Origin of the sequence: Prochlorococcus marinus XMU1406 (assembly GCF_017696055.1) — a bacterium.
Classification (GTDB): domain Bacteria; phylum Cyanobacteriota; class Cyanobacteriia; order PCC-6307; family Cyanobiaceae; genus Prochlorococcus_A; species Prochlorococcus_A marinus_W.
The window spans coordinates 592967-615338 of sequence record NZ_JAAORG010000001.1 but is presented as its reverse complement, the minus strand read 5'-3'; the positions used below and the strand labels follow the sequence as shown (position 1 = coordinate 615338).

Annotated in this window: 28 protein-coding genes and 1 tRNA gene; 20 read left to right on the top strand and 9 right to left on the bottom strand. The window is 32.0% G+C overall.

Annotation, left to right across the window (positions count from 1 at the left end; all coding sequences use genetic code 11):
• Positions 1 to 53: 53 nt before the first annotated feature.
• Positions 54 to 701: an ABC transporter ATP-binding protein gene (locus HA149_RS03490; protein ID WP_209113063.1), complete on the top strand. Its 648-nt coding sequence runs from the start codon at positions 54 to 56 to the stop codon at positions 699 to 701.
• Entirely contained in the window at positions 691 to 1599 is a 909-nt protein-coding gene (gene hslO, locus HA149_RS03485) for an Hsp33 family molecular chaperone HslO (protein ID WP_209113930.1), read from the top strand. The genes HA149_RS03490 and hslO overlap by 11 nt, the downstream gene beginning before the upstream one ends.
• Here the strand turns inward: hslO and HA149_RS03480 are convergent.
• Genes HA149_RS03480 through HA149_RS03470 form a run of 3 tightly spaced genes read right to left on the bottom strand, consistent with a single transcriptional unit; the run spans position 1594 to position 4684 of the window.
• A complete protein-coding gene (locus HA149_RS03480) occupies positions 1594 to 2268 on the bottom strand; it encodes a CPP1-like family protein (RefSeq protein ID WP_209113061.1) in 675 nt (224 codons plus the stop codon). The genes hslO and HA149_RS03480 overlap by 6 nt on opposite strands.
• A gap of 51 nt (positions 2269 to 2319) precedes the next feature.
• Positions 2320 to 3957 (bottom strand): peptide chain release factor 3, encoded by a 1638-nt coding sequence (locus tag HA149_RS03475; protein ID WP_209113059.1) that lies wholly within the window; start codon positions 3955 to 3957, stop codon positions 2320 to 2322.
• 31 nt (positions 3958 to 3988) lie between these two features.
• Positions 3989 to 4684: a class I SAM-dependent methyltransferase gene (locus HA149_RS03470; RefSeq protein ID WP_209113057.1), complete on the bottom strand. Its 696-nt coding sequence runs from the start codon at positions 4682 to 4684 to the stop codon at positions 3989 to 3991.
• A gap of 136 nt (positions 4685 to 4820) precedes the next feature.
• Between HA149_RS03470 and nrdJ the strand changes: the two genes are divergently transcribed.
• On the top strand, positions 4821 to 7154 hold the full coding sequence (gene nrdJ / locus HA149_RS03465; RefSeq protein WP_209113055.1) for a ribonucleoside-triphosphate reductase, adenosylcobalamin-dependent: 2334 nt from the start codon (positions 4821 to 4823) through the stop codon (positions 7152 to 7154).
• Between the two features lie 86 nt (positions 7155 to 7240).
• Entirely contained in the window at positions 7241 to 7507 is a 267-nt protein-coding gene (locus tag HA149_RS03460) for an RNA recognition motif-containing protein (RefSeq protein ID WP_209113053.1), read from the top strand.
• On the opposite strand, the gene HA149_RS03455 is transcribed toward HA149_RS03460, so the two are convergent.
• On the bottom strand, positions 7504 to 7698 hold the full coding sequence (locus HA149_RS03455; protein ID WP_209113051.1) for a hypothetical protein: 195 nt from the start codon (positions 7696 to 7698) through the stop codon (positions 7504 to 7506). The two genes, HA149_RS03460 and HA149_RS03455, sit on opposite strands and share 4 nt — an antisense overlap.
• Positions 7699 to 8004: 306 nt before the next feature.
• On the opposite strand from HA149_RS03455, the gene HA149_RS03450 reads away from it, so the two are divergent.
• From HA149_RS03450 to HA149_RS03405, 10 genes are all read left to right on the top strand, one after another.
• Positions 8005 to 8106, top strand: a complete 102-nt coding sequence (locus HA149_RS03450) for a DUF4278 domain-containing protein (RefSeq protein WP_209113049.1) — start codon at positions 8005 to 8007, stop codon at positions 8104 to 8106.
• A 126-nt stretch (positions 8107 to 8232) separates the two neighbouring features.
• Positions 8233 to 8382, top strand: a complete 150-nt coding sequence (locus tag HA149_RS03445; RefSeq protein WP_011818161.1) for a hypothetical protein — start codon at positions 8233 to 8235, stop codon at positions 8380 to 8382.
• A gap of 377 nt (positions 8383 to 8759) precedes the next feature.
• Positions 8760 to 8846: transfer RNA gene (locus HA149_RS03440), tRNA-Ser, on the top strand.
• 299 nt (positions 8847 to 9145) lie between these two features.
• Positions 9146 to 9400 (top strand): hypothetical protein, encoded by a 255-nt coding sequence (locus HA149_RS03435; protein ID WP_209113047.1) that lies wholly within the window; start codon positions 9146 to 9148, stop codon positions 9398 to 9400.
• Complete coding sequence (locus tag HA149_RS03430) at positions 9397 to 9609, top strand: hypothetical protein (RefSeq protein ID WP_209113045.1); 213 nt, start codon at positions 9397 to 9399, stop codon at positions 9607 to 9609. Before HA149_RS03435 ends, HA149_RS03430 begins: the two co-directional genes overlap by 4 nt.
• A 400-nt stretch (positions 9610 to 10009) precedes the next feature.
• The gene (locus HA149_RS03425) at positions 10010 to 10252 is read left to right on the top strand and encodes a hypothetical protein (RefSeq protein WP_209113043.1); all 243 of its coding nucleotides are present in this window, start codon (positions 10010 to 10012) and stop codon (positions 10250 to 10252) included.
• Positions 10252 to 10971 carry an SHOCT domain-containing protein gene (locus tag HA149_RS03420; protein WP_209113041.1) on the top strand — a complete coding sequence of 240 codons (720 nt, stop codon included), beginning with the start codon at positions 10252 to 10254 and terminating at the stop codon, positions 10969 to 10971. Before HA149_RS03425 ends, HA149_RS03420 begins: the two co-directional genes overlap by 1 nt.
• A 283-nt stretch (positions 10972 to 11254) precedes the next feature.
• Positions 11255 to 11455, top strand: coding sequence for a hypothetical protein (locus HA149_RS03415; RefSeq protein WP_209113039.1), 201 nt, complete (start codon positions 11255 to 11257; stop codon positions 11453 to 11455).
• Positions 11456 to 11510: 55 nt separating this feature from the next.
• Entirely contained in the window at positions 11511 to 12095 is a 585-nt protein-coding gene (locus HA149_RS03410; protein WP_209113037.1) for a hypothetical protein, read from the top strand.
• A 7-nt stretch (positions 12096 to 12102) separates the two neighbouring features.
• The gene (locus HA149_RS03405; RefSeq protein ID WP_209113035.1) at positions 12103 to 12432 is read left to right on the top strand and encodes a hypothetical protein; all 330 of its coding nucleotides are present in this window, start codon (positions 12103 to 12105) and stop codon (positions 12430 to 12432) included.
• Between the two features lie 27 nt (positions 12433 to 12459).
• Here HA149_RS03405 and HA149_RS03400 read toward each other — a convergent pair whose 3' ends face one another.
• Positions 12460 to 12894, bottom strand: a complete 435-nt coding sequence (locus tag HA149_RS03400) for a Tic20 family protein (protein WP_079293639.1) — start codon at positions 12892 to 12894, stop codon at positions 12460 to 12462.
• Between the two features lie 133 nt (positions 12895 to 13027).
• Between HA149_RS03400 and gloA the strand changes: the two genes are divergently transcribed.
• From gloA to HA149_RS03385, 3 genes are all read left to right on the top strand, one after another.
• Positions 13028 to 13417, top strand: a complete 390-nt coding sequence (gene gloA, locus HA149_RS03395) for a lactoylglutathione lyase (RefSeq protein ID WP_209113033.1) — start codon at positions 13028 to 13030, stop codon at positions 13415 to 13417.
• 266 nt (positions 13418 to 13683) lie between these two features.
• On the top strand, positions 13684 to 14181 hold the full coding sequence (locus HA149_RS03390; RefSeq protein ID WP_209113031.1) for a VHS domain-containing protein: 498 nt from the start codon (positions 13684 to 13686) through the stop codon (positions 14179 to 14181).
• Between the two features lie 2 nt (positions 14182 to 14183).
• Positions 14184 to 14576, top strand: a complete 393-nt coding sequence (locus HA149_RS03385; protein WP_209113029.1) for an LEM domain-containing protein — start codon at positions 14184 to 14186, stop codon at positions 14574 to 14576.
• A gap of 2 nt (positions 14577 to 14578) precedes the next feature.
• On the opposite strand, the gene HA149_RS03380 is transcribed toward HA149_RS03385, so the two are convergent.
• A complete protein-coding gene (locus tag HA149_RS03380; protein ID WP_209113027.1) occupies positions 14579 to 15052 on the bottom strand; it encodes a pentapeptide repeat-containing protein in 474 nt (157 codons plus the stop codon).
• Positions 15053 to 15158: 106 nt separating this feature from the next.
• Here HA149_RS03380 and HA149_RS03375 point away from each other — a divergent pair, with 106 nt between their 5' ends.
• Positions 15159 to 16799, top strand: coding sequence for a GMC oxidoreductase (locus HA149_RS03375; protein WP_209113025.1), 1641 nt, complete (start codon positions 15159 to 15161; stop codon positions 16797 to 16799).
• On the opposite strand, the gene HA149_RS03370 is transcribed toward HA149_RS03375, so the two are convergent.
• Both HA149_RS03370 and HA149_RS03365 read right to left on the bottom strand, forming a co-directional pair.
• Entirely contained in the window at positions 16786 to 17043 is a 258-nt protein-coding gene (locus HA149_RS03370) for a DUF2811 domain-containing protein (protein ID WP_209113023.1), read from the bottom strand. The genes HA149_RS03375 and HA149_RS03370 overlap by 14 nt on opposite strands.
• 388 nt (positions 17044 to 17431) lie before the next feature.
• Complete coding sequence (locus HA149_RS03365; RefSeq protein ID WP_245154660.1) at positions 17432 to 18556, bottom strand: sirohydrochlorin chelatase; 1125 nt, start codon at positions 18554 to 18556, stop codon at positions 17432 to 17434.
• A gap of 41 nt (positions 18557 to 18597) precedes the next feature.
• On the opposite strand from HA149_RS03365, the gene HA149_RS03360 reads away from it, so the two are divergent.
• Positions 18598 to 19875, top strand: a complete 1278-nt coding sequence (locus tag HA149_RS03360) for an FAD-binding protein (protein WP_209113019.1) — start codon at positions 18598 to 18600, stop codon at positions 19873 to 19875.
• Positions 19876 to 19905: 30 nt separating this feature from the next.
• Positions 19906 to 21471 (top strand): SulP family inorganic anion transporter, encoded by a 1566-nt coding sequence (locus tag HA149_RS03355; protein WP_209113017.1) that lies wholly within the window; start codon positions 19906 to 19908, stop codon positions 21469 to 21471.
• 5 nt (positions 21472 to 21476) lie between these two features.
• Here HA149_RS03355 and HA149_RS03350 read toward each other — a convergent pair whose 3' ends face one another.
• Positions 21477 to 22367, bottom strand: a complete 891-nt coding sequence (locus HA149_RS03350; protein WP_209113015.1) for a homoserine O-succinyltransferase — start codon at positions 22365 to 22367, stop codon at positions 21477 to 21479.
• Positions 22368 to 22372: the final 5 nt, after the last annotated feature.

The window sequence follows — 22372 nt, the reverse complement described above, 5'->3', positions numbered from 1 at the left end:
ATTATAAGTAAGTTATTACTAGATTAAAATTCATACCTAAAACTTAATTAATAATGCTTGATTTAAAAGAAATATCTTATCAACCTCAAACTGGAGAAAGAAAAATAATAGACAATCTAAATTTAAAAGTTCATGAAAATGAAATTATTTTAATTTGCGGAAATAGTGGTTCTGGAAAAACGACACTACTCGAAATAATAAGCGGATTAACAACTCCACAAAAAGGAAAAATTACTTGGAAGAATAAAATTTTATCTTCTAGACAAAGAAGATGGTTTTGTGGAGTAGTATTCCAATTTCCTGAAAGATACTTTGTAGGAACAACCATTGGGAAAGAATTAAAAATAGGCCATAAATCTTTAAAAGAAAAAAATATAGAAATAATTTTAAATAAAGTTGGTTTGAAAAGAATTAACCTTACCCAACCACCAGAACAACTAAGTGGCGGACAACAAAGGCGATTAGCTGTAGCAGTTCAACTACTTAGAAACCCCTCAATTCTTTTACTTGATGAACCAACTGCTGGATTAGACTATTCAATGAGAAATGAGGTAAAAAATTTAATTCTTGATCTAAAAAATAAAAATACAATTATTATTGTTACTCATGAACCTGCATTATTTGAGGGAATTCCTTCTAGGATATTATTCTTGGAAAAAGGGAAAATCAAAAATTTTATAAAAGAAAATGATGAAGGATAGGATAGTTCGGGCTACTGCAGCAAATGGAGGAATAAGATTAGTTGCGGTCTTAACAACAGAATCTTCTTTAGAGGCAAAAAAAAGACACGATCTTTCTTATTTAACCACCTGTATCTTAGGAAGAGCATTTAGTGCTTCACTGCTTTTAGCAAGCTCGATGAAGATAATGCATGGGAGAGTTACTCTAAGAGTTAGATCTGACGGACCTTTAAAGGGATTACTAGTTGATGCAGGTAGAGACGGAAAAGTTAGGGGTTATGTAGGGAATCCTAATTTAGAATTGGACCTAGTCAAAATAGACAATAATAAATATTCCTTTGATTTTACAAAAGCATTAGGTACAGGCTATTTAAATGTAATTAGAGATAGTGGATTTGGAGAACCCTTTACAAGCACTGTTGAATTAGTAAATGGAAATATTGCAGAAGACTTAGCTTCATATTTATATCATTCAGAGCAAACTCCCTCTGCTGTATTTATTGGAGAAAAAATTCAAAATAAAAGTGTTATTTGTAGTGGTGGACTATTAGCTCAAGTTTTACCTAAAAAAGACACTGACCCTCTACTCGTCTCACTACTTGAAGAAAGATGTAAAGAAATTAACTCTTTTAGCGAAGACCTATTTAAGTCAAAACATAATCTTCTTTCGTTAATAAGAAATATTTTTCCCGATATTGACGATAAATCAATCTCTGAAAAAGCTCGTTCCCAAGAAGTTAGTTTTAAATGCAAGTGTTCCAAACAAAGAAGTTTAAATGCAATGAAAATGCTTGATAAGAGCGAGTTGGAAGACATTCTTGAGAAAGATGGCAAAGCAGAATTGGTTTGCGAATTTTGTAAGAATAAATATTTTATAGATTATGAAGAAATTAAATCGATGATAGAAAATCAATCATAAAAAAATTACGCCTATCCATAAAATAACCATGGCTGGAATAGATTGAATTTTTTGTATAGATAAAGAATTGTTTGATACTTCCTGAATAAAAGAATTAGTTTCAAGTAATCCCCCGAATATTAATCCTATCGAAAGAAAAGTAACACTCCATCCTAGAGAACCTATAAATCTTTTACCTGATTTAATTTGAGTATAGGTAAGTATTAGTGTTGAGATAGAAAGCAAAAGTCTATTATTTGAGTCTGGACTAATAAATAAAAAAATTAAAAATAATAGGCCAACTGATATTTTTATTGAAAGATTATCAAATGATGGGGGCGTTATTTTCGGCAGACTATACTGACTTGAGTTGTTAGAGTTATTATTTAAATTTTTTATCTTAGATAGCAGTGGAAAATTGTTATTGGTAAATTGATTAATTTGTTTTTCTTTTTTTGAAGCACTCACAGCTTCATAGCTTACATTCCCAGATTGCCTAGCTTTCAAACTACCCATCAGTAATTGATCGAAGGAGGATTCTATTTTCGCTTTCAAAATTAAATCTTCACCAGCCTCTTTAACTTTAAGGTCTCTGGCCCTTTGAATATCCTCAAAAGAAGCACCTTTTTCTACACCTAAAATTTCATAAGGTGATTTTTCATTATTGTTTTTATTACTGTTTGAATCCAAAATTTTTTACCAATAATAACAGATTAACTAATTTTGTAATCCATTAAGGATTTATAAAACAATTGGTTCGACTCCACTAACAACAGGAGCAACTTTGTTTAAAGTTAATTGATTATTATCTTCAACAAATTGATTTAGATTCCACTCATTTTTAAAAAGAATAACTGGCCTATTCCAACAATCTTTAACTATTTTACAATTGAATATTCTCCCTAGTTTTTCAATGGCTGGCCATCCATCAGAAATCCATCTAGCCAATTGATATGGCATTGCTTCAAGGTTTGCATCTACACCATATTCACTTTTTAATCTGTGAGTTACTACCTCCAACTGCAATTGACCAACAGCTGCGAGTATAGGGTCTCTTTTGCTCTCATCAAAGTCGTAAAGAATCTGAACAGCACCTTCTTCGCGCAGTTCATTAACACCCTTTCTAAAGTTTTTAAATGCTGAGGGATTTGGATTTCTTAGCCAGCTGAATATTTCAGGACTAAAGGATGGTATGCCCTCATATTCCAAATGAGCACCAGTATAAAGAGTATCTCCAATAGAAAACATTCCTGGATTATTCAAACCAATAACATCTCCAGGATAGGCATCATCAACTACTTCTCTATCTTGCCCAAATATTTTTTGTGGTCTTGATAATCTGATTGTTTTCCCAGTTCTGGAATGTTTAACTGACATATCTTTTTCAAATTTGCCACTACAGACTCTTATAAAAGCAACCCTATCTCTGTGCTTTGGATCCATATTTGCCTGAAGCTTAAAAACAAACCCACTAAATTCATCGCTTGCAGGTTCAATATCCCCTTTATTACTATTTCTCGAAGTTGGTTTTTGTGCCATTTTCAAAAAACTATCTAAAAATGGTCTTACACCAAAATTAGTCATGGCAGATCCAAAGAAAACTGGGGTTAAAGAGCCATTAAAAACTTTTTCTTTTTCAAATTTTGATCCTGCCTCATCAAGAACCTCCAATTCTTCAAGTGAGTTTTCAAGTAAATCTCTCTCTACATATTTTGATAGCTCTTTATCTTCAAGACTTAATCTTTTCTCATTCGATTGTTTCCCTCTCAAAGCTTTATCAAATAAAATCACCTCTCTCGAAAATCTATCAATAACCCCTCTAAATTCCTCACCACTCCCAATTGGCCAGTTAATAGGTAAAGTATTTAATCCAAGTTCTGATTCAATTTCATCAAGTAAAGAAAATGGCTCTCTTCCTGGTCTATCCATTTTATTTATGAAAGTAAATATTGGTATTTTTCGCATCTTGCAAACTTCAAACAATTTTCTAGTTTGAGGTTCTAGTCCTTTAGCCGCATCTTCCAACATAACTGCATTATCAGCAGCAGCTAATGTTCTATAAGTATCTTCGGAGAAATCTTGGTGTCCCGGTGTATCTAATAGGTTGATTACTGATCTTTCATATTCAAATTGCAATACAGTTGATGTAATAGAAATACCTCTTTGTTTCTCAAGTTCCATCCAGTCTGAGGTAGCTTTTCTCTGATTACCCCTAGCTTTTACTGCTCCTGCCTGTTGAATGGCTCCTCCATACAAAAGAAGTTTCTCGGTAAGAGTCGTTTTCCCCGCATCTGGATGCGAAATAATAGCAAAATTTCTTCTTTTATTTACCGCATCCAGTATTTCTTTATTATTTAGATTTTTAGTACCTAAGCTCATTTATATAATATAAGGGCCTTTCACTTAGTTCTTAAACATTACCATAGACTACTAAATAATTATCACCTTCTTCAAACACATCTAAAGAGGATAGATCATTCTCTAAAATGAAATTTTTTAACTCTTTAAAAGTATAAGAAGCTTTTAAAGATGCATAATAATCATTAGTTAAAGTCTCATTATATTTAGTTGAACATTGTGCTTTGAGTTCTAAAGCAGACTTTTCATCTAATGGCCTTTTTAAGTCCTTATGAAAATTTACAGTTATATTACTAGACAAACTTCTTATGGTGTTGAAGAAATCTTCAAGATTGGTAATGTGATGAATCAAACTGTTGCTTACAAGTAAACTAATTTTTTTTTTAAGTAAAAAATTATTTGATTTAATGTCTTTGATATCAGAACAAATGTAGCGTAAATTTTTAAATTTTTTTTGATTAGTAGAAATACTTTTATTATATTCTGCTCTTAAAATCATCTCTTTAGAACCATCTATTCCAACTACTTCAGTATTAGGCCATTTTATTGCTAACTTCTCAGAAATATTTCCTGGGCCGCATCCTAAATCAACTATTAGATCTTTTTCACCTAAAGAAATATTTTTTCTCAAAAGATAATAATATATTTGATTAATTAGATTAACTTCCCCTTCTGAAAAATCAGCTTCATCATAAGAAATGACCTGCTCTTTTTCTACCATTAATTCAGGTTCAGGGATTCTTTCCATAATCCTTTCTTAAAAAAAAAATTTCATATTAAACATAATTTTACACAAACCGTTAAATAGTGGTAAGAATGGTTGCAGACGCCACAGGTAGAGTTATTCTTCCAGTACGGGTTATTTACATACGTTTTTTTTTATCGTGACTGTTGCACCAAATAAAGCTTCTTCGGAGAGCAATTCCAATAATCTTAAAAAAGATGATTTTCCAAAGACTGCGCCAGCTGCTTATCCTGTTTTTTTCAGATCTTACAGTAGAAAAACTTTATCTGGCAAAAGGGAAAACTGGAGCGAAGTTGGCGAAAGGAATTTATCGGGATTAAAAGAACTAGGCAAACTTTCTGAGGAAGAATTGATCCTAATGAAAGAGATGCAAAGTAATCAAAAAGCCCAACCTTCAGGGAGATGGTTATGGATAGGAGGAACCCCCTGGATTAATAAGAACCAAAATTTCTCGGGAGCATACAACTGTACTTCAACAAACCTAATTGATTGGGAAGCCTTCGCATTAATGATGGACTTAGCAATGATGGGATGTGGAACAGGAGCAATAATTGAACCTCATTTTATAAACAAACTACCTACGGTTTTAAACAAAATAAATATTAAATCAGTCAGTGAAGTTGGTATAACTCCTAAAGATCAAAGAGAAGAAAAATCATCATTAGAAATCAAAGGAAAAGATCTTCACATCAAAGTTGGAGATAGCAGAAGAGGCTGGGTAGATAGCTACAAATATCTTCTTGAGGCATCAAGTAATGAAAATCTTGAAAGAGAAATTGATGTTTTTATAAATTTGGAAGATATTAGACCTGCTGGAGAATCATTAAAAGGTTTTGGTGGGATGGCAAATCCCATCAAATTGAAAGATCTCTACTCCAGAGTCGCATTACTTCTTGGAAAGGCAATAGGTAGGAAATTAAGTACAGTAGAGTGTTGTTTATTAATTGATGAAGCGGCAGTAACTATAGTTGCTGGGAATATAAGAAGAAGTGCAGGAATGAGACAATTTGCCTCAGATGATAAGGAGGCGGCATCTGCAAAAGAAAATCTATGGAGTCAAGATGCAAATGGTAATTGGAGAATAGATCCTGAAAAAGATGCCCTCAGGATGGCTAATCATACCAGGGTTTACCATACAAAACCCACATACCAAACTGTTTTAGATGCCGTAACAAAACAATTCCATTCAGGTGAAGGGGCTATTCAATTTGCTCCAGAAGCAATCGCAAGATCAAATGCTGATATTCTCAAAGACAATGAATTAAAAAAGGAATTTATTGAAATCTATTCAGAACAAGGTAAGGATGAAGCGAGAAATTGGATAAATAGTAGTTATGGACCATTTTCTGAAGAAGAGTTAGATCACAGGATGAGCAGATATGGACTTAACCCCTGTGGGGAGATATTGGGAAATGATTTTCACTGCAATTTAGCTGAAGTTCATTTGAATCAGATTGATCCCGGAAATTTTGAAGATCAGAAAAAGGCTTTCAAAGCTGCAGCTCTTTCTGTGGCATGCTTACTCAATCATGAATTTGAAGTTGAGCGTTACAGGAAAAGTAGAGAATATGACCCTATTGTAGGGGTAAGTTTCACTGGATTGTTTGATTTCTGCGTTCACGCATTTGGAACACCATGGTTGAAGTGGTGGGAATCAGGAAGGCCCAATAGCAAAGAAGGGAAGGCCTTCAAAGAAAAGGAAGCTAAATTCTTAGATTCTTGGAGAAAAATAGTAAAAGAAACTGTATGGGAATATTGTGATAAGCATAATCTAAGGAGACCAAATAGATGCACAACAGTTCAGCCAGCAGGGACTAAAAGTCTTCTTACTGGAGCAGCTCCAGGATGGCATCCTCCAAAGGCTCAAAGATTCATAAGAAGAATAACTTTCAGAAAAAATGATCCAATTGCTTTAGCTTGCATGGATTATGGTTACTCAGTTGTTCCATCTCAATCTGATAAAGATGAAAATGGTTGCTTGCTCGATAATCCATTTGATCCAAGATGTACAGAATGGTTAGTTGAAATCCCTACAGAAGTTAGTTGGGCAAATATAGACGGTGCAGACCAAATAGATATCAATAATTTCTCAGCATTAGCTCAATTTGATTTTTACATGCAAGTGCAGAAATTTTACACAGAGCACAATACCTCTGCAACCGTAGAATTTAGAGAAAATGAAATCGAGGATTTAGCTAAGGCTATTCATAATGCAATTGAAAATAATGAGGGATATATTTCAGCGGCATTGCTAGCTCGATTTAGTGCTAACGCTACTTTCCCGAGATTACCCTTTGAACCAATAAGTAAAGAGGAATATTTAGCATTGCAAAATAAAGTAATAGAAAGGAAAGTTAATAACGATTTCTTTGATGCTCTTAATAAATATGATGTTGGAGAACTATCTGAAGCAGGACCAGCAGGTTGTGATTCAGATAAATGCTTACTTCCTTTGGCTAAACCAAAAGATTAATTTTTGATTTATTTGTAAAAAAAAATATAAATTAGTTTTTAAATATTTAATTTATGCTACCTCTTAAATAGGGACATAAATTATTTATGACATTAAGCCTAAATATTGGGAGCTTATTTAATGATTCCTCTAGTCATGCATTAGTGGATGAGCTAAGAAAAAGAACATCAGAAGAGGATATATTAGATTTTGAGGAAAAATTTAACTCCAAAAACGAAAAAAATCTACACGTTTATATATGTAGATTTCTAAAAAACAGATCAATATCAAGAGGGCTAGCCTCTAGATGGTTAATAACCATAATTAAAAACAAAGAATCAAAAATTGATGCTTTGCAAAAATCAAATAATTAGGTCAGCCCTGATAGTTTCCATAGAGCAATTCCAAAAATTGAGAATCCCATAATAAAAGTAAAAGCCAAAGCATTTACCAATTGAACCTTATCATTCATTTTGTTTGCGAATGGTAATAATTGAGCAAATAATGGAGTCTCTTCAACTATTGCTGATTTTTTTACAGTAGGTTTTTTGCTTTTAGAAAACATAAAACAAATTTTATAATCTTAAGAATTTTACATTTAAAAGTTCATTAAATAAAAAATACTTCTCAAAAACGAACAAAATGTAACCTGCATGAAACCACATAAAGAAAAACATAAATTTCTTTAGTAGAAGCCTATTTCATTTTTTAAAGTATTAAGTTTATTTTTTAAAGACCTAGACAAATAATTTTCTTAAATGTTATGCTTAAATTGTAGCAACAGCTACCAAAACGTTCAACTTGCGTATAGCAAGCCGCAAATCGACTTAAGCCATGGAACGGGGACTTAAGCGAAACCGGAGTTTAAAAAATGACCCTAATTTACAGAGGACAAAAATACGTCCAGAACAAAGAAGCAGCTAAAAAGCAACACCTCGAACTAACTTATAGAGGAAAAACTTACACAAGCTAGTTCATTTTTCCAATAAATAAAAAAGCCACTTTTAGTGGTTTTTTTTTATCCAAACTTAATCTAAAAAAATCACTTAATTATTTTTAATAAGTATTAAAATTATATGATTTAATTTTTTTGATAACTATGGCAGACCAAAAACCTTTATTTAAAGCACCTTATGACATAAAAGATGTAAGTGCTCTTTTCGCCATAGTTGCCTTCGTTTTAATAATCGCTGCCATAGTTGGAAATAACTTATTTGGTTTATTTCAACAGAATGTCAACTTTGGGTGATTTATTTGGTAGCAGACTAGATTTTTTGTGGACTAATTCTTTGGATTAAATATGACGGAAAATAGACTGTTATAACGATTTAACTCATCATTATTAAAAAAAACTCATATCCCAAAATAGTTTCTAGAAATAATTTTTAAATCTTTGAATTTATAAACTGTGACTAATTTCTTATATTATAGTTTTAAGTTCAATAAAACTGAATAACCCTTTGAGGGGTGGTCGAGTGGGTTAAGGCTCTAGTCTTGAAAACTGGATTTTTTTTAGTTATACCAACGTTTTGGGAGATAACTTGACGTGCAGTTCCGGATCAGTTCCGAAAAATTTAACCATGTTTTGATATAATAAAAAAGCTCAAAATTAAATATTTTTTGCCTGGAGGGGTGGTCGAGTGGTTTAAGGCTCTAGTCTTGAAAACTAGCGTGTCTGCAAGGGCACCGTGGGTTCGAATCCCACCCCCTCCGTACTACATAGCTGACTTCTAAAGAGTCAACTCCTTTTAGGAGTTTTTTTATTTTCTTGAAAATAGATTAGTTCCTTAGAATTCCCCTCAGTTGCCGTATATTGGAGAACAAAATCGGTCATATTTCGGTCATAAATTTCAAAACGGGTATAACCGGTCATAGTAAACTAGAGAATTTAAAATAATTGACAGTCAATCTAAAATAAGGAGCAATTAGCTCAGTTTTATAATCGTCCTGTTATTCTTAAATGTCACGATTAGATTTTCTGTATATAATTTTGAAAAATAAATTAATTAGAAATGAAAGGCTTTGAATACAAACACATTCGCTTAGATTACAAAGGAAGAGGTATTACTCAAGAAATAAATATACTAGATATTGATGGTGAAAGAATTAGGGCGTGGGGTGATAATACTGAAGTTCCTACTTTGCCTGAAATGTTTTCAAGGCTTGGTGCTGATGGATGGGAAATGGTTAGCCATGTAGTAAACCAAGATAATCAAGCAAATGGAGTAACTTTTCATTACTACAACTTTAAAAGAGAAATATCATGACGGACGATTTTAAAAATTACCTTAAAAGTTACGAAAAATCAGGAAAGGGGGCTGAAAAGAAACAACGAAAAAATAGTACCAAAGCGACCTTATTATGGATTCTTTTTGGAGGTTTTATAGTTTCATGTATCCTCCCAGTTTTATTTGTTTTGTGGATTCCATATCTAATCTTTTTATTTTTTTATGCCGGTAGAGAATGGATGGGATGAAGTATTAATGCATGATTACAAGTCGATATAAATGAAACGCTGACTACTTGCAAAATCCTGTATGTATTAATAAATTAATCTCTTTTAAAAACGGGTATATTTCGGTCATATTTGTTCCTTAGATGCTAGCTAATCGACTGCTATCACTTAATATCTTATAGTCTTGAAAACTAGCGTGTCTGCAAGGGCACCGTGGGTTCGAATCCCACCCCCTCCGTACTACACAACTGACTTCTAAAGAGACAACTCCTTTTAGGAGTTTTTTATTTTCTTCAATTTTAAGTAAGTTCCTTAGAGTTCCTCTCAGTTACCGTATATTAGGGAACAAAACGGGTACATTTCGGGTATAAATAAATATTGACAGTCGATCTACAATAAGGGTCAATTAGCTCCTTTTTTTGTGAAAAAATTTTTAATTTCTTTATTAGCAGTTATAGCCTTACCTACTACAGCAAATGCCACCAACTATGTTGAATGTGAGGCAATTTATTCTTTGATTTCAAGAACACAAAGGCAAAGAGATGCGGAATGGGATCTTAAATATGATTTGGGGAAATTAGGTGAATTTGATGAGACTCCTTACAATGAAGTTAAAGAAAGAGCATTAAAAGACTATAAAAAAAGAGGTTGCTACGGTCTTTAATGAAACGCTTACTACTCCCACTACTAGCTGCTCTCTCTTTACCTACTGCTGTTAGGGCAGATAATGCTTTTGGTTATGGGATGCAAATGTGTCAGATGATGAGTAGTGGGATGGATCCTTTTGAAGCTCAAAAAATCATAAGTGATTCAGTTATGAATAATGTTCCTCCTTCTTATCAAAGGGGTGATCCTTATGCACCTTGGTCTCCAACAAGAACTACAGAAGGAGCAATAGCTTCTGGAATAGCTTCTGGAATAGTTGATGGTTTTACAGCTGTAATGAGAATGAATTCATTAAGACCAGGTATTCAGCAAACTATGGAAGCTAATTGTCCAGATTTTTATGTGTCTGCATCAAATAAACAAAATGAAAGTAAGGTCGTTAAGAAAAAAGTTTGTACGTGGGAAAAAGATAAATTTAACAAAGGTAAAAAGAAAAGAAAATGCAGAAAGAAAACAGCTGAAGAAATAGCACTTGAGTTACCTTCAGTACCATCAGATAAAAATCAATTAAAAATATTTTGCAAAACAAATTTATATAATTCAAACTGTAAAAAGTATTACGATATGAAACTTAATGCAATTAAAAATCCTAAAAATATTCAAGTAAACAGTTTTTCTGAAGCAGATGAGTTAAAGAAATTTGCAGACTTGAAAGACAAAGGCATAATTACCGAGGAAGAGTTTAATAAAAAGAAAAAAGAAATATTAGGTCTTTAAATCAAACGCTTGCTACTTGCATAACAAAGAGGAGGTTTGAGAAATTTAAAAATATCTTCTAATTTTATAAGTGGTGAACTTTCGGTGAACTCTGTTCCTTAAAGACTATCAAATTAATTGGTATGACAAAAAAACCACTAGACTTGAAAACTAGCGTGTCTGCAAGGGCACCGTGGGTTCGAATCCCACCCCCTCCGTTCTAATAAAAAGCAGCTTAAGTTAAAGAGAAAAATATAAACGCCTTTTTGGTATGTCTTTGTTAAGATAAATTTTTATTTGATTAATGAGTAAAGGTTTCGCCACAGATAATTTAATATCCAAAAAGTCCAAAAAAAAGTTAATTTCAAATGAACCTCAAGGAAGATTAATATCTTGGTCTCCTTGGCCACCTGCTAATTTTCAGACAAGATATCCTGCTTTCCCTTTAGTTCTTACAATATTGATCATAGTAATCGGGCAATGGTATTTATCTCTACTAAGATAAACTGAACATGGTTTTTGTATTTAAATTTCAGATAAATTGAGTTTGAGAATCTATTTTGTTTTTTTCAATTTTATTATTAGCTCATTTTCAGGCGGCAATAATCCCAATATTATTAGGAATTAGATCGATCAAAAAATTTAAACACATTCGCAAGAACGAATTGATACCTTTCGGTTTTATTTTTTTAGGATTGGCATCGATTTCTGAAATGATAGACCATACCCAAACATCTTGGATTTATGTAGATCATTCCTCTCTATTTAATTGGTTATTTTATTCTTTCCTATCTTTAGGCCTAACATGTTTATCAATATCAGTTATAAAAAATAAATTTATTCAAAAAACTAATTTTTGCATTTCTTTATGTTCAATAATCTCATATTTTTTATTTGATAAAACTATTGCTCTTCTTTTTCAAATAATAATAAGTATCCTCCTAATTATAAATTGGCAAAGAGTTTTTAAAGATTGGCTTTTTATCTTTTACCCAATATTTGGTATTTTTTTTACGACTTTCTTTGGAACAAGGCTCTCAATTAGTGGCGATCAATTTTGGCATGTTTTAATAGGCCCATCTGGAACGATTAGCGTTCTTACCTTTTATTTCGTACTTAAGAGATCAGACAAAAAATTTAATTAAGATTCTTATGAAAACATTTATATTTGTAAGTTTTATAGTGTGCTTAGTCAGAATAATCTCTCCAGTTGAGATCTTTGCTGATACGGCACTTGATGTTTACATGAATGATTTTTATTCTAAATCGAATGAAGCTAGCCAGATTCTTAAAGAAATCGAAAATAGCCTAAAAGAGGGATCAAGAAAAAAAGTATGCTCTAGGCAAAGAGAGGCAGCAAGATTAGGTCTATTAGCTAATAAATCATTAATTAAAGCCTTTGAAATAGAGGGAACTAATCCACCAATGCAAGCAATAAAGGCAAGTCAACAAAGATGGGAATCTATTCTGAATGAGTGCTGAAGAAAGTAAGTAAATCTATAAATCTTTTTAAATTTGCATTCTTACAGATTTACTTATTAAAGGAATTTCAGGTTCAACCCCATAAATACATTGAGAAATCGAATAAATAAAAATACATAGTGTAAATATAAAAATTATTGAGCCTAGTTCAACTATGGGAAATATTCTCAAGAAATATGAAATTATTATCAAAGCAATATCAATAAGTAATGCTTGGCATGCGTTATATCTGACGAAATAGGGAACATTTGGATTTCTTGCTAATCCAGCAAACAAAATTATAAATAATAAAAAACTACCAAAAGGCAAAGATTTTTCAATTATTGCTATCGGGAAAGTTAGTAATAATAGTATTTTTAAAAATGAATATTTATAGAACAAATAATATCCAAAAGGTATTGATGCCTTTAATGGCAAAGTATACAAAAATACTGATGAGAGTCTCTGGAATATCTGATTCAATATATTATAAAATTTCGTATTCATATTTTAACCTAATTTTTCTGAACTTAATAAAAGACTCAGCCCTTGAAAAAATTAATTTTGGCAGATGGTTATTAAATATTAGATAATTAATTAAGGTTCATAATTCAAAATGCGTATCCTACATACAATGTTGAGGGTTGGAGATTTAGATAAATCGATTGATTTCTACGTCAATAGATTAGGAATGAATTTATTAAGAAAAAAGGATTACCCTCATGGAAAATTCACTTTGGCATTTGTTGGTTATGGCTCAGAAAAAGAAAACACAGTAATTGAATTAACTTATAACTGGGACAAAAAGTCTGAAGACTATGAGCTTGGAGATAAATATGGTCATATAGCTATTGGAGTAAAAGATATTCATCTAATTTGCCAAAAATTAGAAAATAATGGTTGTAAAATAACAACCAAACCTAAAACAATGAAAAACAGTACTACTGTCTTGGCTTTTATTGAGGATCCTGATGGTTATAAAATTGAACTTATTGAAAGAAATTAAAGGATCAAAAGTCTTTAATTAAATAAAAAAATAACTAAATTTTTTAAAAGATTGAATTATCTAATATATCTTTTTCAATTAACGAAAAAATATCTCAAGATCATATTTAATAGATTCTGCAGTTTAAATTGTTGTAAAACATTATTTCTAAGATGAGGAATTATCAAAAAATAAAATTTCAACTTTTACAATCTATATAAAATCTATTTAGAATTGATAGACAATCTATTTAGATTTATATATTATAGAATTATCACATAAAGCTTATGCCTAGTAATTGGTCAAAAATAAGAGATGAATGGCTTGATAGAACCGCTGTTGCTAAAGATGATGCTAAATGGGCATTAGAAGCTTTAATTAATTCTGAAGAAGAGTTATTTGAAATAGAACAAAAAATAAAGAATAAAGAGGACGCTATAAGCCAAGTAAAATTTTTGAAGAAAAAGGTTAAAGAAACTATTTCCTCTAAAGAAATTAGTCTCGATGATATTGCATTAAATACTTCAAATTCAAACAAAGTACAGATCTCAGTACCATCAAATCTTACTTATCTTTTGAAAGTTTGGGCAGCAGCAGAAGGAAGAGATCTATCAAGTGTTGCTTTTCAATGTTTAGAAACTGGTATAAGGGAAATGAAAAGCAAAGGTTCAATACCTTCAGTAGCAGTAAATAGATATGACTCAGCCTGTCAAAAGAGAATTGCACTAGCAGAAGTAAACAATCTATTGGAGAAATACGAAATAGCTCAGAATGCAATCAAATAATTATGAATAACAGAAAAATCATTAAAGGATACAAAACATTAAAATCATCAAGGTTTAATGTAGATACTTATATAGATAAATTCAAAGATGGAATAATTTATACTCTTTATTCTGATGAATTAAATTCACTTAAAGTTGGTTTTGCTGAAAATGATAAGGTTCTAGAAAAAAAATTATCAAGAGAAGCATTGATATTATTGGATATGAAAAAAGGCAACAAGAAAGATCTTTGTTTATTAATAACCACTCTAAAAGAACTTGGTATCAAATATTCAGACAATTTTTATTTCAAATACTCAAGTTCTTTAATGAGACATTTATCTATTTTAGGTTGGCCTGTTGGAAGATCACTTTATAAACAAAGAATGATAAAAAAAGAACTTGTATTTGCATAAATTTAAATGTAATCGCACTCTAAAGTTTCTCTGGTTTCTCTATTTGTGATTGGATTAGTTCCAGTGGCACTTTCACAAAATTTCCTAATAATATCTTTTGGCAAAAAAACATTTGTGAAGTCAGCACCTTGTATTTTTACATTTTCAAACTGGGTACTATAAGCAAATGAATCCTCCAAGTTAGTATTTGATAAATCTGTTCCATCTAAAACAGCTGAGTCTAAAGTTACTTCTCTCAAGTTAGAGTTACTTAAATTAGTATCTTTTAATTTTGCTCCATAAAGAGTCGCATTTTGGAGCTCACAATCTGATAAATTTGCGTCTTGTAAATCAGTCAAATAGAAAGTTGCTCCTTTTAAATCAGATCCAGAAAAATCAGCCCCTACCAAGGATTGTTTACCATAATCCAACGCAGCGAAGCTTCTAGAAGGGAGGATTAAAACAATTATTAAAAAAGTTAAAATTATAAATCTCATTTTTTGAGTAGTATTTCAATAAATTCTAACTTCTTAAGCTGAAATCTAAAAATTAATTATTTACTGAATGCTATATTTATTGAAATAGCAAATCACGAACTAGGTTTTGGATATAAGTCCTTATGATGCAATTGTAGTTGGTTCTGGAGCTACAGGAGGAATAGCAGCACTAACATTGGCAGAAAAAGGGATCAAAGTTTTAGTAATAGAAGCAGGGCCTCAAGTTAAAAGGCATGAAGCTAGTAATCATGAGCCAAAAAGTACATTAAAAAGATTATCAGGAGTTTTAACAAAAAAACATGCCAAACAATGTCAACATCCTGGTTATTGGAAGAATAATCCTGACTTATATTCAAATGAATTGAAGCATCCTTATGACTTCCCAAAAAAAAAGCCATTTCTTTGGACCCAAGGTAAACAATATGGGGGAAGATCATTAACGTGGGGAGGCATAACATTAAGACTTTCCTCAGAAGATTTTCATCCAGCTAAAAATGACAGATTCGGACCAAACTGGCCTATTTCATACGATGATCTATCACCTCACTATGATTTCATTGAAAATTTCTGTGGAATCTATGGACGAAAAGATGACATTAAAGAAGTTCCAAACGGGAAATTTATTGGAGAAATCCCTCTTACAGAAAACGAAAATATTTTTGGCTGCAAAGTTCAAGCAAAATTAAACTATCCATTTATCCAATCAAGAGGATTTAACTGTAATTCATCAGTAAAAGATAAAAAATGGCCTAAATCCTCTAGTGTAGGAAGCTCTTTAAAAAAAGCTTTAGATACTGGAAATGTGCAAATAATCTCTAATCACTTAGTGGAGTCTTTTGAAATTAACAAGATAACAGAGCTTGCCTCAAAACTAACGATCGTAAACCTAGAAAATGGACACAAAGAAGTATTAGATTGTGATTTAATTCTTCTTTGCGCATCAACAATTTCTACGCTGAGAATACTACTTAACTCAGAAAATAAATCAAATTCCTTAGGGTTTACAGATAATTCTGGGAAATTAGGTAAATACCTCATGGATCACATATCTATCTGTAGATTTTTTTCAGTCTCAAAAACAAAAAACTCAGATAAACAATTATTTGACCCTCCCGATCTTTCTGGAGCAGGCAGCTTCTTTATTCCATTTGGTTCAAATTTACCAAAAATTGAAGGTATAAATTTCCATAGAGGGTATGGAATATGGGGAGCAATTGATAGATTAGGGATACCTAAATTTCTGCAAAAAGATAAACACTCATCCATTGGCTTTCTTATCGCTCATGGTGAGGTCCTTCCCAGAGAGAAAAACTCAGTTTCTCTCTCAAAAAAAACAGATGAATGGGGGATACCAATTCCCTACATTGAATTCGAATGGAGCGAGAATGAGTTAAATATGGCAAAACATATGGAAAAAACAATCCGAAAATCAATAAAAGCTGCAGATGGAGAAATAAAAAATATTGATGAACTAATAAATATCCCATTTGGTAGTTTACTTACAAAAAACTTGATAGCACTTTCAGATAGTACCCCTCCCCCAGGTTATTACATACATGAAGTAGGAGGCGCACCAATGGGATCTAATGAAGAAAATAGCGTAGTTGATAAATTTAATAGATTATGGAGATGCAAGAATGTACTTGTGCTAGATGGAGCTTGCTGGCCAACTTCATCTTGGCAAAGCCCAACACTTACGATGATGGCTTTGTGCAGGAGAGCATGCCTAAATATTAAAAAGATTTAGAAGGAGTAAATAGTTGATTTAAATAAATCTCTGAGACAGAATTATCAGTACATCCGTTTTGAATCAGAAAAGAAGCTAATGCAGAATTTATAAGCTTATATTGATCCCAAGTTGGGTTACTTAATACAAAATCTTTCATAGTGTTGTAGAGAGTTTCTGAAAGCTCTGTTTCTAATGAGACTTTATTTGAAGAGCACTCTAGGAGTTTTTTTTCAGTTAAATTTGATTGGCAGATTTTGTCCATAAACCTATATTTTTCTACATAACCATAATGATATTTTTTTCTAAAAAAATCAAAAAATATCTGCTATGAAACTTTTCAAATTATCAAATGAGACTCATGTTATAAATAGGTTTTTTAAAAACTGCCTTTTTAAATGAGGAAATTGAATACTTCTTAAAGAAAAGTCAACAATAATGTTGAAGTCCTGTTTTTTAAAAAAAATGCTGGCATTTCTAATCCAATGTGGATTTGGACGTGGAAAACAGCCTGTAAATTGTGGAAAATCTAGCTTAAAATACTTTCAAAATTTTATATTAAGAATACTTATATATACTGAGTCTATTAAGACTTAGTCGAGAAAGAGACAGGTGATTCATTGGTTTTCAACGGGTTTTCTTAAGATTTAGTCTTAATTTAACAAGCGAAGCGTGACAGGTCCCAAGGGGTGATTTGAATTTGGATAAATACTATGGTGATGGTGATGGTGGTTATGTTCATCTTGATGAACCTCCACATGTTCATGTTCTAAGTAATTACCTTCACCTGAGTTTGATTTTTCTTGGTTATGAGTTGGGATTTGCTTTTGTATTTCACAAGCACCATTACATTCAGGATCACATAAATCACAGCTGATACCCAAGCCCTCTACATGGTCATGATGACTTTCTTGTACCATTCCAACTTCTTTTTCAAAGCCAAATAAATTTGATCTATATTTACAAGTTGAACAATTCATAAAATTCTTATCTTCGTCATTAAGAATCTCTTCAATCCTTTCTACAAAAGTATCGACCACATAAGACTGTGATGAAAGATATTTTGCATGTATAAATGAAATCTTAGGATTATTAATCGCAACTAAATCACTTTGCCTTTTTATTCTTGTGACAAGGACGCCTGAGAAAAGAAAATAAGGGAAAATAATGATATTTTTATAACCAAGTCTCACAACATTTTTTAAGCCAGGTTCAACAAGAGGGAAAGTTACTCCAGAAAAAACTGTTTCCCCCCACCCTAAACCAATACCCTCTACGATCATTCTCGTAATTTTTGAAACATTGGAATTCGCATCTGGGTCAGAAGAACCTCTACCAACAACAACTAATAATGATTCTTCAGGTTTGAGAGTATTATTTTGTTTAAATACATCTTTAACTCTTTCACAAGCTGCACTAATCATTAAATTATTAATACCTAACTCTCTTCCATAAATTATTTCAATACCTGTTTTACTTGAATAATTCATAAGCAAGCTAGGTATATCGTTTTTTACATGGCCAGCAGCGAAAAGCATTGCGGGTATTGCAATTACTTTTTTTATAGACAGATCTCTTAACTTGTCTAGAGCATCAACAAGTGAAGGTTTAGCGAATTCCAAGAAGCCATATTCAACTAAAAAGTTTGGATATCTTTTTTGGATGAAATTAGTTAATTCTTGAAATTCAGTAATGGCTAGTTTATTTCTACTCCCGTGTCCACAGATAAGTATCGCGACTTGATTATTTAACTTTGAATCCAAATTATCCAAAATCAAGTTGTTACTTATACCATAATAGTAAAGAACAATAACATGTAGTGAAAAATAATAATTTGCTTGAAGTTCCAAATATAAACTCAAAGGATGCAAAATTAAAGAAATTAATTTATGACGTTGATGACTCCTTATTTAATGAGGATAATTATTCTAATGAAAAATTCGAGCACCTTTGCGTATGTAGTGGAGGTACAACCTCTAGCTGTGCAAAAAATGGTTTTACAACTCTTGATCTAAGAAAAAATCACAGCAAAATTCACCTAGATAGAAAAACCAATTTAGTAACAATTGGAGGTGGAGTAATAATGGGGGATCTAGTAAATCATTTACAAAAACATAATCGAAGTTTTCCAATCGGACTGTCTAAACTTCCTGGAGCAGGCTATATACTTACTGGTGGAGTAAGCCCGCTAAGTAGAGCCTACGGATTAGCCATTGATAATATTGAATCAATAAAAGGTTTCTTAGGAAATGGCACATTTATCTCTTTAAAAAAAAATCAAATAAATCCAGAAGAACAATTGATTTGGGAAGCAATTAAAGGTGCAGCACCCTTCTTCTCCATTATTACCGAAATAGAACTTAAGACTATCCAATCTAATCCAATAAAGGTTATTGAAGGATTTGTAAATCCAAATGAACTTTCAGAAATAATAAAACTATCAGAGGAATTTCCAAAAAATATTAGTCTTCAATGGATTTACGCCCAAAAAATTTATATATATATTTTTGCTGAACTCAAAAATAATTTAGAGGATAAAACAACTGAAGAATACTTAATGCTTCTAGATAAATTCCCTGCTCTAGAAAAACAATTTTATGAGAACTTTAACAAAATTAATTTTTTTCCAAAGGAATTGAATTTATATGAGCTGAATGCAAATAACCATTCTGAGGTAATTAGTCTTCTTGGAGAAGATTTAAAAAATGATATCCCAATTTTAATAAAATGTTTGAATGAAATAATGGATAATAAACCTAATAATTCCTGTTATATTGCTTCTCAACAATTAGGTTGCAAAACTAAAAAGTTAAATAATGGCTCAAGCTTTTTTGTTCATAGAAAAAGTACTTGGAAACCATGGATATATGCATCATGGAAAAAGAATGATCTTCAAGAAAAAGAAGTAGCTCTAGAGTGGATATATAAATCATGGAGCAAGCTAAAAAGGTTTTATCCCAATATTCACTTAGCTCAATTGCATAATCATTTGAATTCTCATGAAGAAGAAGTTACTTTAGCCTTTGGAACTAGAATGAATGAATTAAAAACTTTAAAGAATATTTTTGACCCACAAGGTATTTTGCCTCCTTTATGAGGTAACTTCTTAACTATAAAGAAACTTAAAATGTCAAATTTCTCAAGATATTTATCTAAAAATTGGTTAGATGATCCAAAGTCAAATATTCTCTCTGGCTTAGTTGTTGCTTTTGCAATGATCCCAGAAGCAATTGCTTTTTCAGGTATAGCTGGTGTAGATCCTAAAGTTGGCCTTTTTGGTGCATTTTGCTTATCCATAACAATTGCGATTGTTGGAGGAAGAAGGGGGATGATCACTTCAGCCACAGGTTCAACAGCTCTTTTAATGACTGGACTTGTTGCTTACGGAGAATCACAAGCTCCTGGATTAGGAGTCCCATATCTTATTGCAGCTGGAATATTAACTGGAATATTCCAAATTCTTTGGGGATATTTAAGACTTGCCTACCAAATGCGATTCGTGCCAACAGGGGTATTAAGTGGATTTGTAAATGCACTGGCACTTTTAATATTTCAAGCACAACTACCTCAGTTAGGAATAGGTATTAAAGAATCAAAAGGATTAGTTGAACAAACTATAAGTCAATATCCAATTAACTCTCAAATTCCAGTAGTTTGGATTCTTGTAATCCTAGGATTAGTAATTATCTATGGGCTTCCAAAAATCACAAAAGTAGTCCCATCTCAACTTATAGCAATTGTAGTAATTACTCTTATAAGCATATTCTTTAATCTAGATGTCCCAACAGTTAGCGATTTGGGTAAATTACCTGATGGATTACCAAGTATTTCTCTTCCTTTTGGATCAATAGAAAATGGGAAAGTACCTTTTAGTCTTGAAACATTAGGGATAATTTTACCGACTTCACTTGCAATATCTCTCGTGGGTTTAATGGAAACCTTTTTAACTCAAGATATTTTAGACGATGTAACTGATACAAGTTCTAATAAAAATAAAGAGGCAAGAGGACAGGGAATCGCAAATATTGTGGCATCCTTATTTGGAGGAATGGCAGGATGTGCCTTAGTTGGGCAATCTGTTATGAATACTGAAAATGGTGGTAAATCTAGATTATCAACCCTCTCCTCAGGGATATCTCTATTAATTATGATTATCCTCTTGAAGTCTTGGATTGGAGCAATCCCTATGGCTGCTTTAGTAGCAATCATGATAACGATCGCAACAAGTACAGCAGATATAAATGGATTAAAAAATATTAGAAAGATACCTAAAAGCGATACTGCAGTAATGCTTATGACTTTTGCAGTTACAATGCTTACAAAACCTCATAATCTTGCACTTGGAGTTATTGCAGGAGTTGCATTAGCTGCAATTCTTTTCAGCAGAAAAGTCGCAAAAGTTATAACTGTCTCAAGAGCTAAAGAAAATAATTTGACTACCTACAAAGTAAAAGGACAATTATTTTTTGTAAGTAAAATTTATTTTTTACAAGGGTTTGATATTCATGAACATCCTGAAAATATTGTAATTGATATGTCTTTAGCTCATATTTGGGATCAAAGTGGCGTTGTTGCTCTTGAGCAAATTATTAGAAAATTCCAGAATGGTGGTTCTAAAGTTGAAATTGTAGGATTAAATAAAGAAAGTCTTAACTTATTTGAAAGACTAGGTGGTATGGAAAGCGCTCATTAAAAAAGTTAATTAAGACTAACTTGTTGATAACAAAACCAAAGCCATTGCTGAAAAAGCAAATTCCTATGAGATCTCCAAGCGGTTTTTGAACTATTTGGATCAAAATTTTTAGGAGGAGGAACATCTCCCTTTTCTTTGTCTCGTTCAATTTCACTAATAATTCTATGCACCGTATATTCAGGATGACCTAAATGCATAAGTTGTTTTTGATCATTAGATTCAAATATTGTATACCCGACGTTTTCTCCATAAGCCAACAAATTCAATTTACCTTCTTTTTGGGCCTTCTCCATTTCCAAATCTGGTAATCCCGCAAATCTACTTTGAGGACATATAAATTCATCATCTTGTGTACCCATCAAAGGGTGTCCAGGAACAAGACTTTTTAAAGGGAATACCCCAAATAATTTCCTATCAAAAACTTGCTTATCAACCCCTGCCAAATAAGCCAGCGCAAAGCCTGCCCAACATAATCCAAGAGTACTAGCACAAGAATTTCTGGCTTCATTAACAATTTTCACAAATTCATCCCAATACTTAACATCCTCAAAGGCTAAGTGCTCAATAGGTGCTCCAGTAATAATGATTCCATCTATCGGTTCTGGATTATTTGCCTCTTCCCAAGTTATGTATAAATTATTTAGATGATTAAGATCCCATGTTTTATAAGAGTGAGTTTCAAGCTTTATCCAAACTGGCTCAATTTGAAGAGGAGATAAACCAAGTGGATGTAGTAAGTTAAATTCATACTGCTTGCCAAGAGGCATGATATTCAAAATACCAATCCTGAGAGGACGTATATCCTGTCTTTTTGCCAATTCTGGTTCGATCCAAGATATATGATTTTTCTCAACATCACTAATCTTGTGATAATTACTAGGAATTATTAAAGCCAATAAAT

Excerpts from the sequence above, each read along its gene's own strand:
- HA149_RS03430 (WP_209113045.1), top strand. The coding sequence starts at position 9,397 with ATGACGGACGATTTTAAAAATTACCTTAAAAGTTACGAAAAATCAGGA.
- HA149_RS03390 (WP_209113031.1), top strand. The coding sequence starts at position 13,684 with ATGCCTAGTAATTGGTCAAAAATAAGAGATGAATGGCTTGATAGAACC.
- HA149_RS03405 (WP_209113035.1), top strand. The coding sequence starts at position 12,103 with ATGAAAACATTTATATTTGTAAGTTTTATAGTGTGCTTAGTCAGAATA.
- hslO (WP_209113930.1), top strand. The coding sequence starts at position 691 with ATGAAGGATAGGATAGTTCGGGCTACTGCAGCAAATGGAGGAATAAGA.
- HA149_RS03435 (WP_209113047.1), top strand. The coding sequence starts at position 9,146 with ATGAAAGGCTTTGAATACAAACACATTCGCTTAGATTACAAAGGAAGA.
- HA149_RS03370 (WP_209113023.1), bottom strand. The coding sequence starts at position 17,043 with ATGGACAAAATCTGCCAATCAAATTTAACTGAAAAAAAACTCCTAGAG.
- HA149_RS03355 (WP_209113017.1), top strand. The coding sequence starts at position 19,906 with ATGTCAAATTTCTCAAGATATTTATCTAAAAATTGGTTAGATGATCCA.
- HA149_RS03450 (WP_209113049.1), top strand. The coding sequence starts at position 8,005 with ATGACCCTAATTTACAGAGGACAAAAATACGTCCAGAACAAAGAAGCA.
- HA149_RS03420 (WP_209113041.1), top strand. The coding sequence starts at position 10,252 with ATGAAACGCTTACTACTCCCACTACTAGCTGCTCTCTCTTTACCTACT.
- gloA (WP_209113033.1), top strand. The coding sequence starts at position 13,028 with ATGCGTATCCTACATACAATGTTGAGGGTTGGAGATTTAGATAAATCG.
- HA149_RS03470 (WP_209113057.1), bottom strand. The coding sequence starts at position 4,684 with ATGGAAAGAATCCCTGAACCTGAATTAATGGTAGAAAAAGAGCAGGTC.
- HA149_RS03445 (WP_011818161.1), top strand. The coding sequence starts at position 8,233 with ATGGCAGACCAAAAACCTTTATTTAAAGCACCTTATGACATAAAAGAT.
- HA149_RS03490 (WP_209113063.1), top strand. The coding sequence starts at position 54 with ATGCTTGATTTAAAAGAAATATCTTATCAACCTCAAACTGGAGAAAGA.
- HA149_RS03460 (WP_209113053.1), top strand. The coding sequence starts at position 7,241 with ATGACATTAAGCCTAAATATTGGGAGCTTATTTAATGATTCCTCTAGT.
- HA149_RS03380 (WP_209113027.1), bottom strand. The coding sequence starts at position 15,052 with ATGAGATTTATAATTTTAACTTTTTTAATAATTGTTTTAATCCTCCCT.
- HA149_RS03415 (WP_209113039.1), top strand. The coding sequence starts at position 11,255 with ATGAGTAAAGGTTTCGCCACAGATAATTTAATATCCAAAAAGTCCAAA.
- HA149_RS03385 (WP_209113029.1), top strand. The coding sequence starts at position 14,184 with ATGAATAACAGAAAAATCATTAAAGGATACAAAACATTAAAATCATCA.
- HA149_RS03455 (WP_209113051.1), bottom strand. The coding sequence starts at position 7,698 with ATGTTTTCTAAAAGCAAAAAACCTACTGTAAAAAAATCAGCAATAGTT.
- HA149_RS03475 (WP_209113059.1), bottom strand. The coding sequence starts at position 3,957 with ATGAGCTTAGGTACTAAAAATCTAAATAATAAAGAAATACTGGATGCG.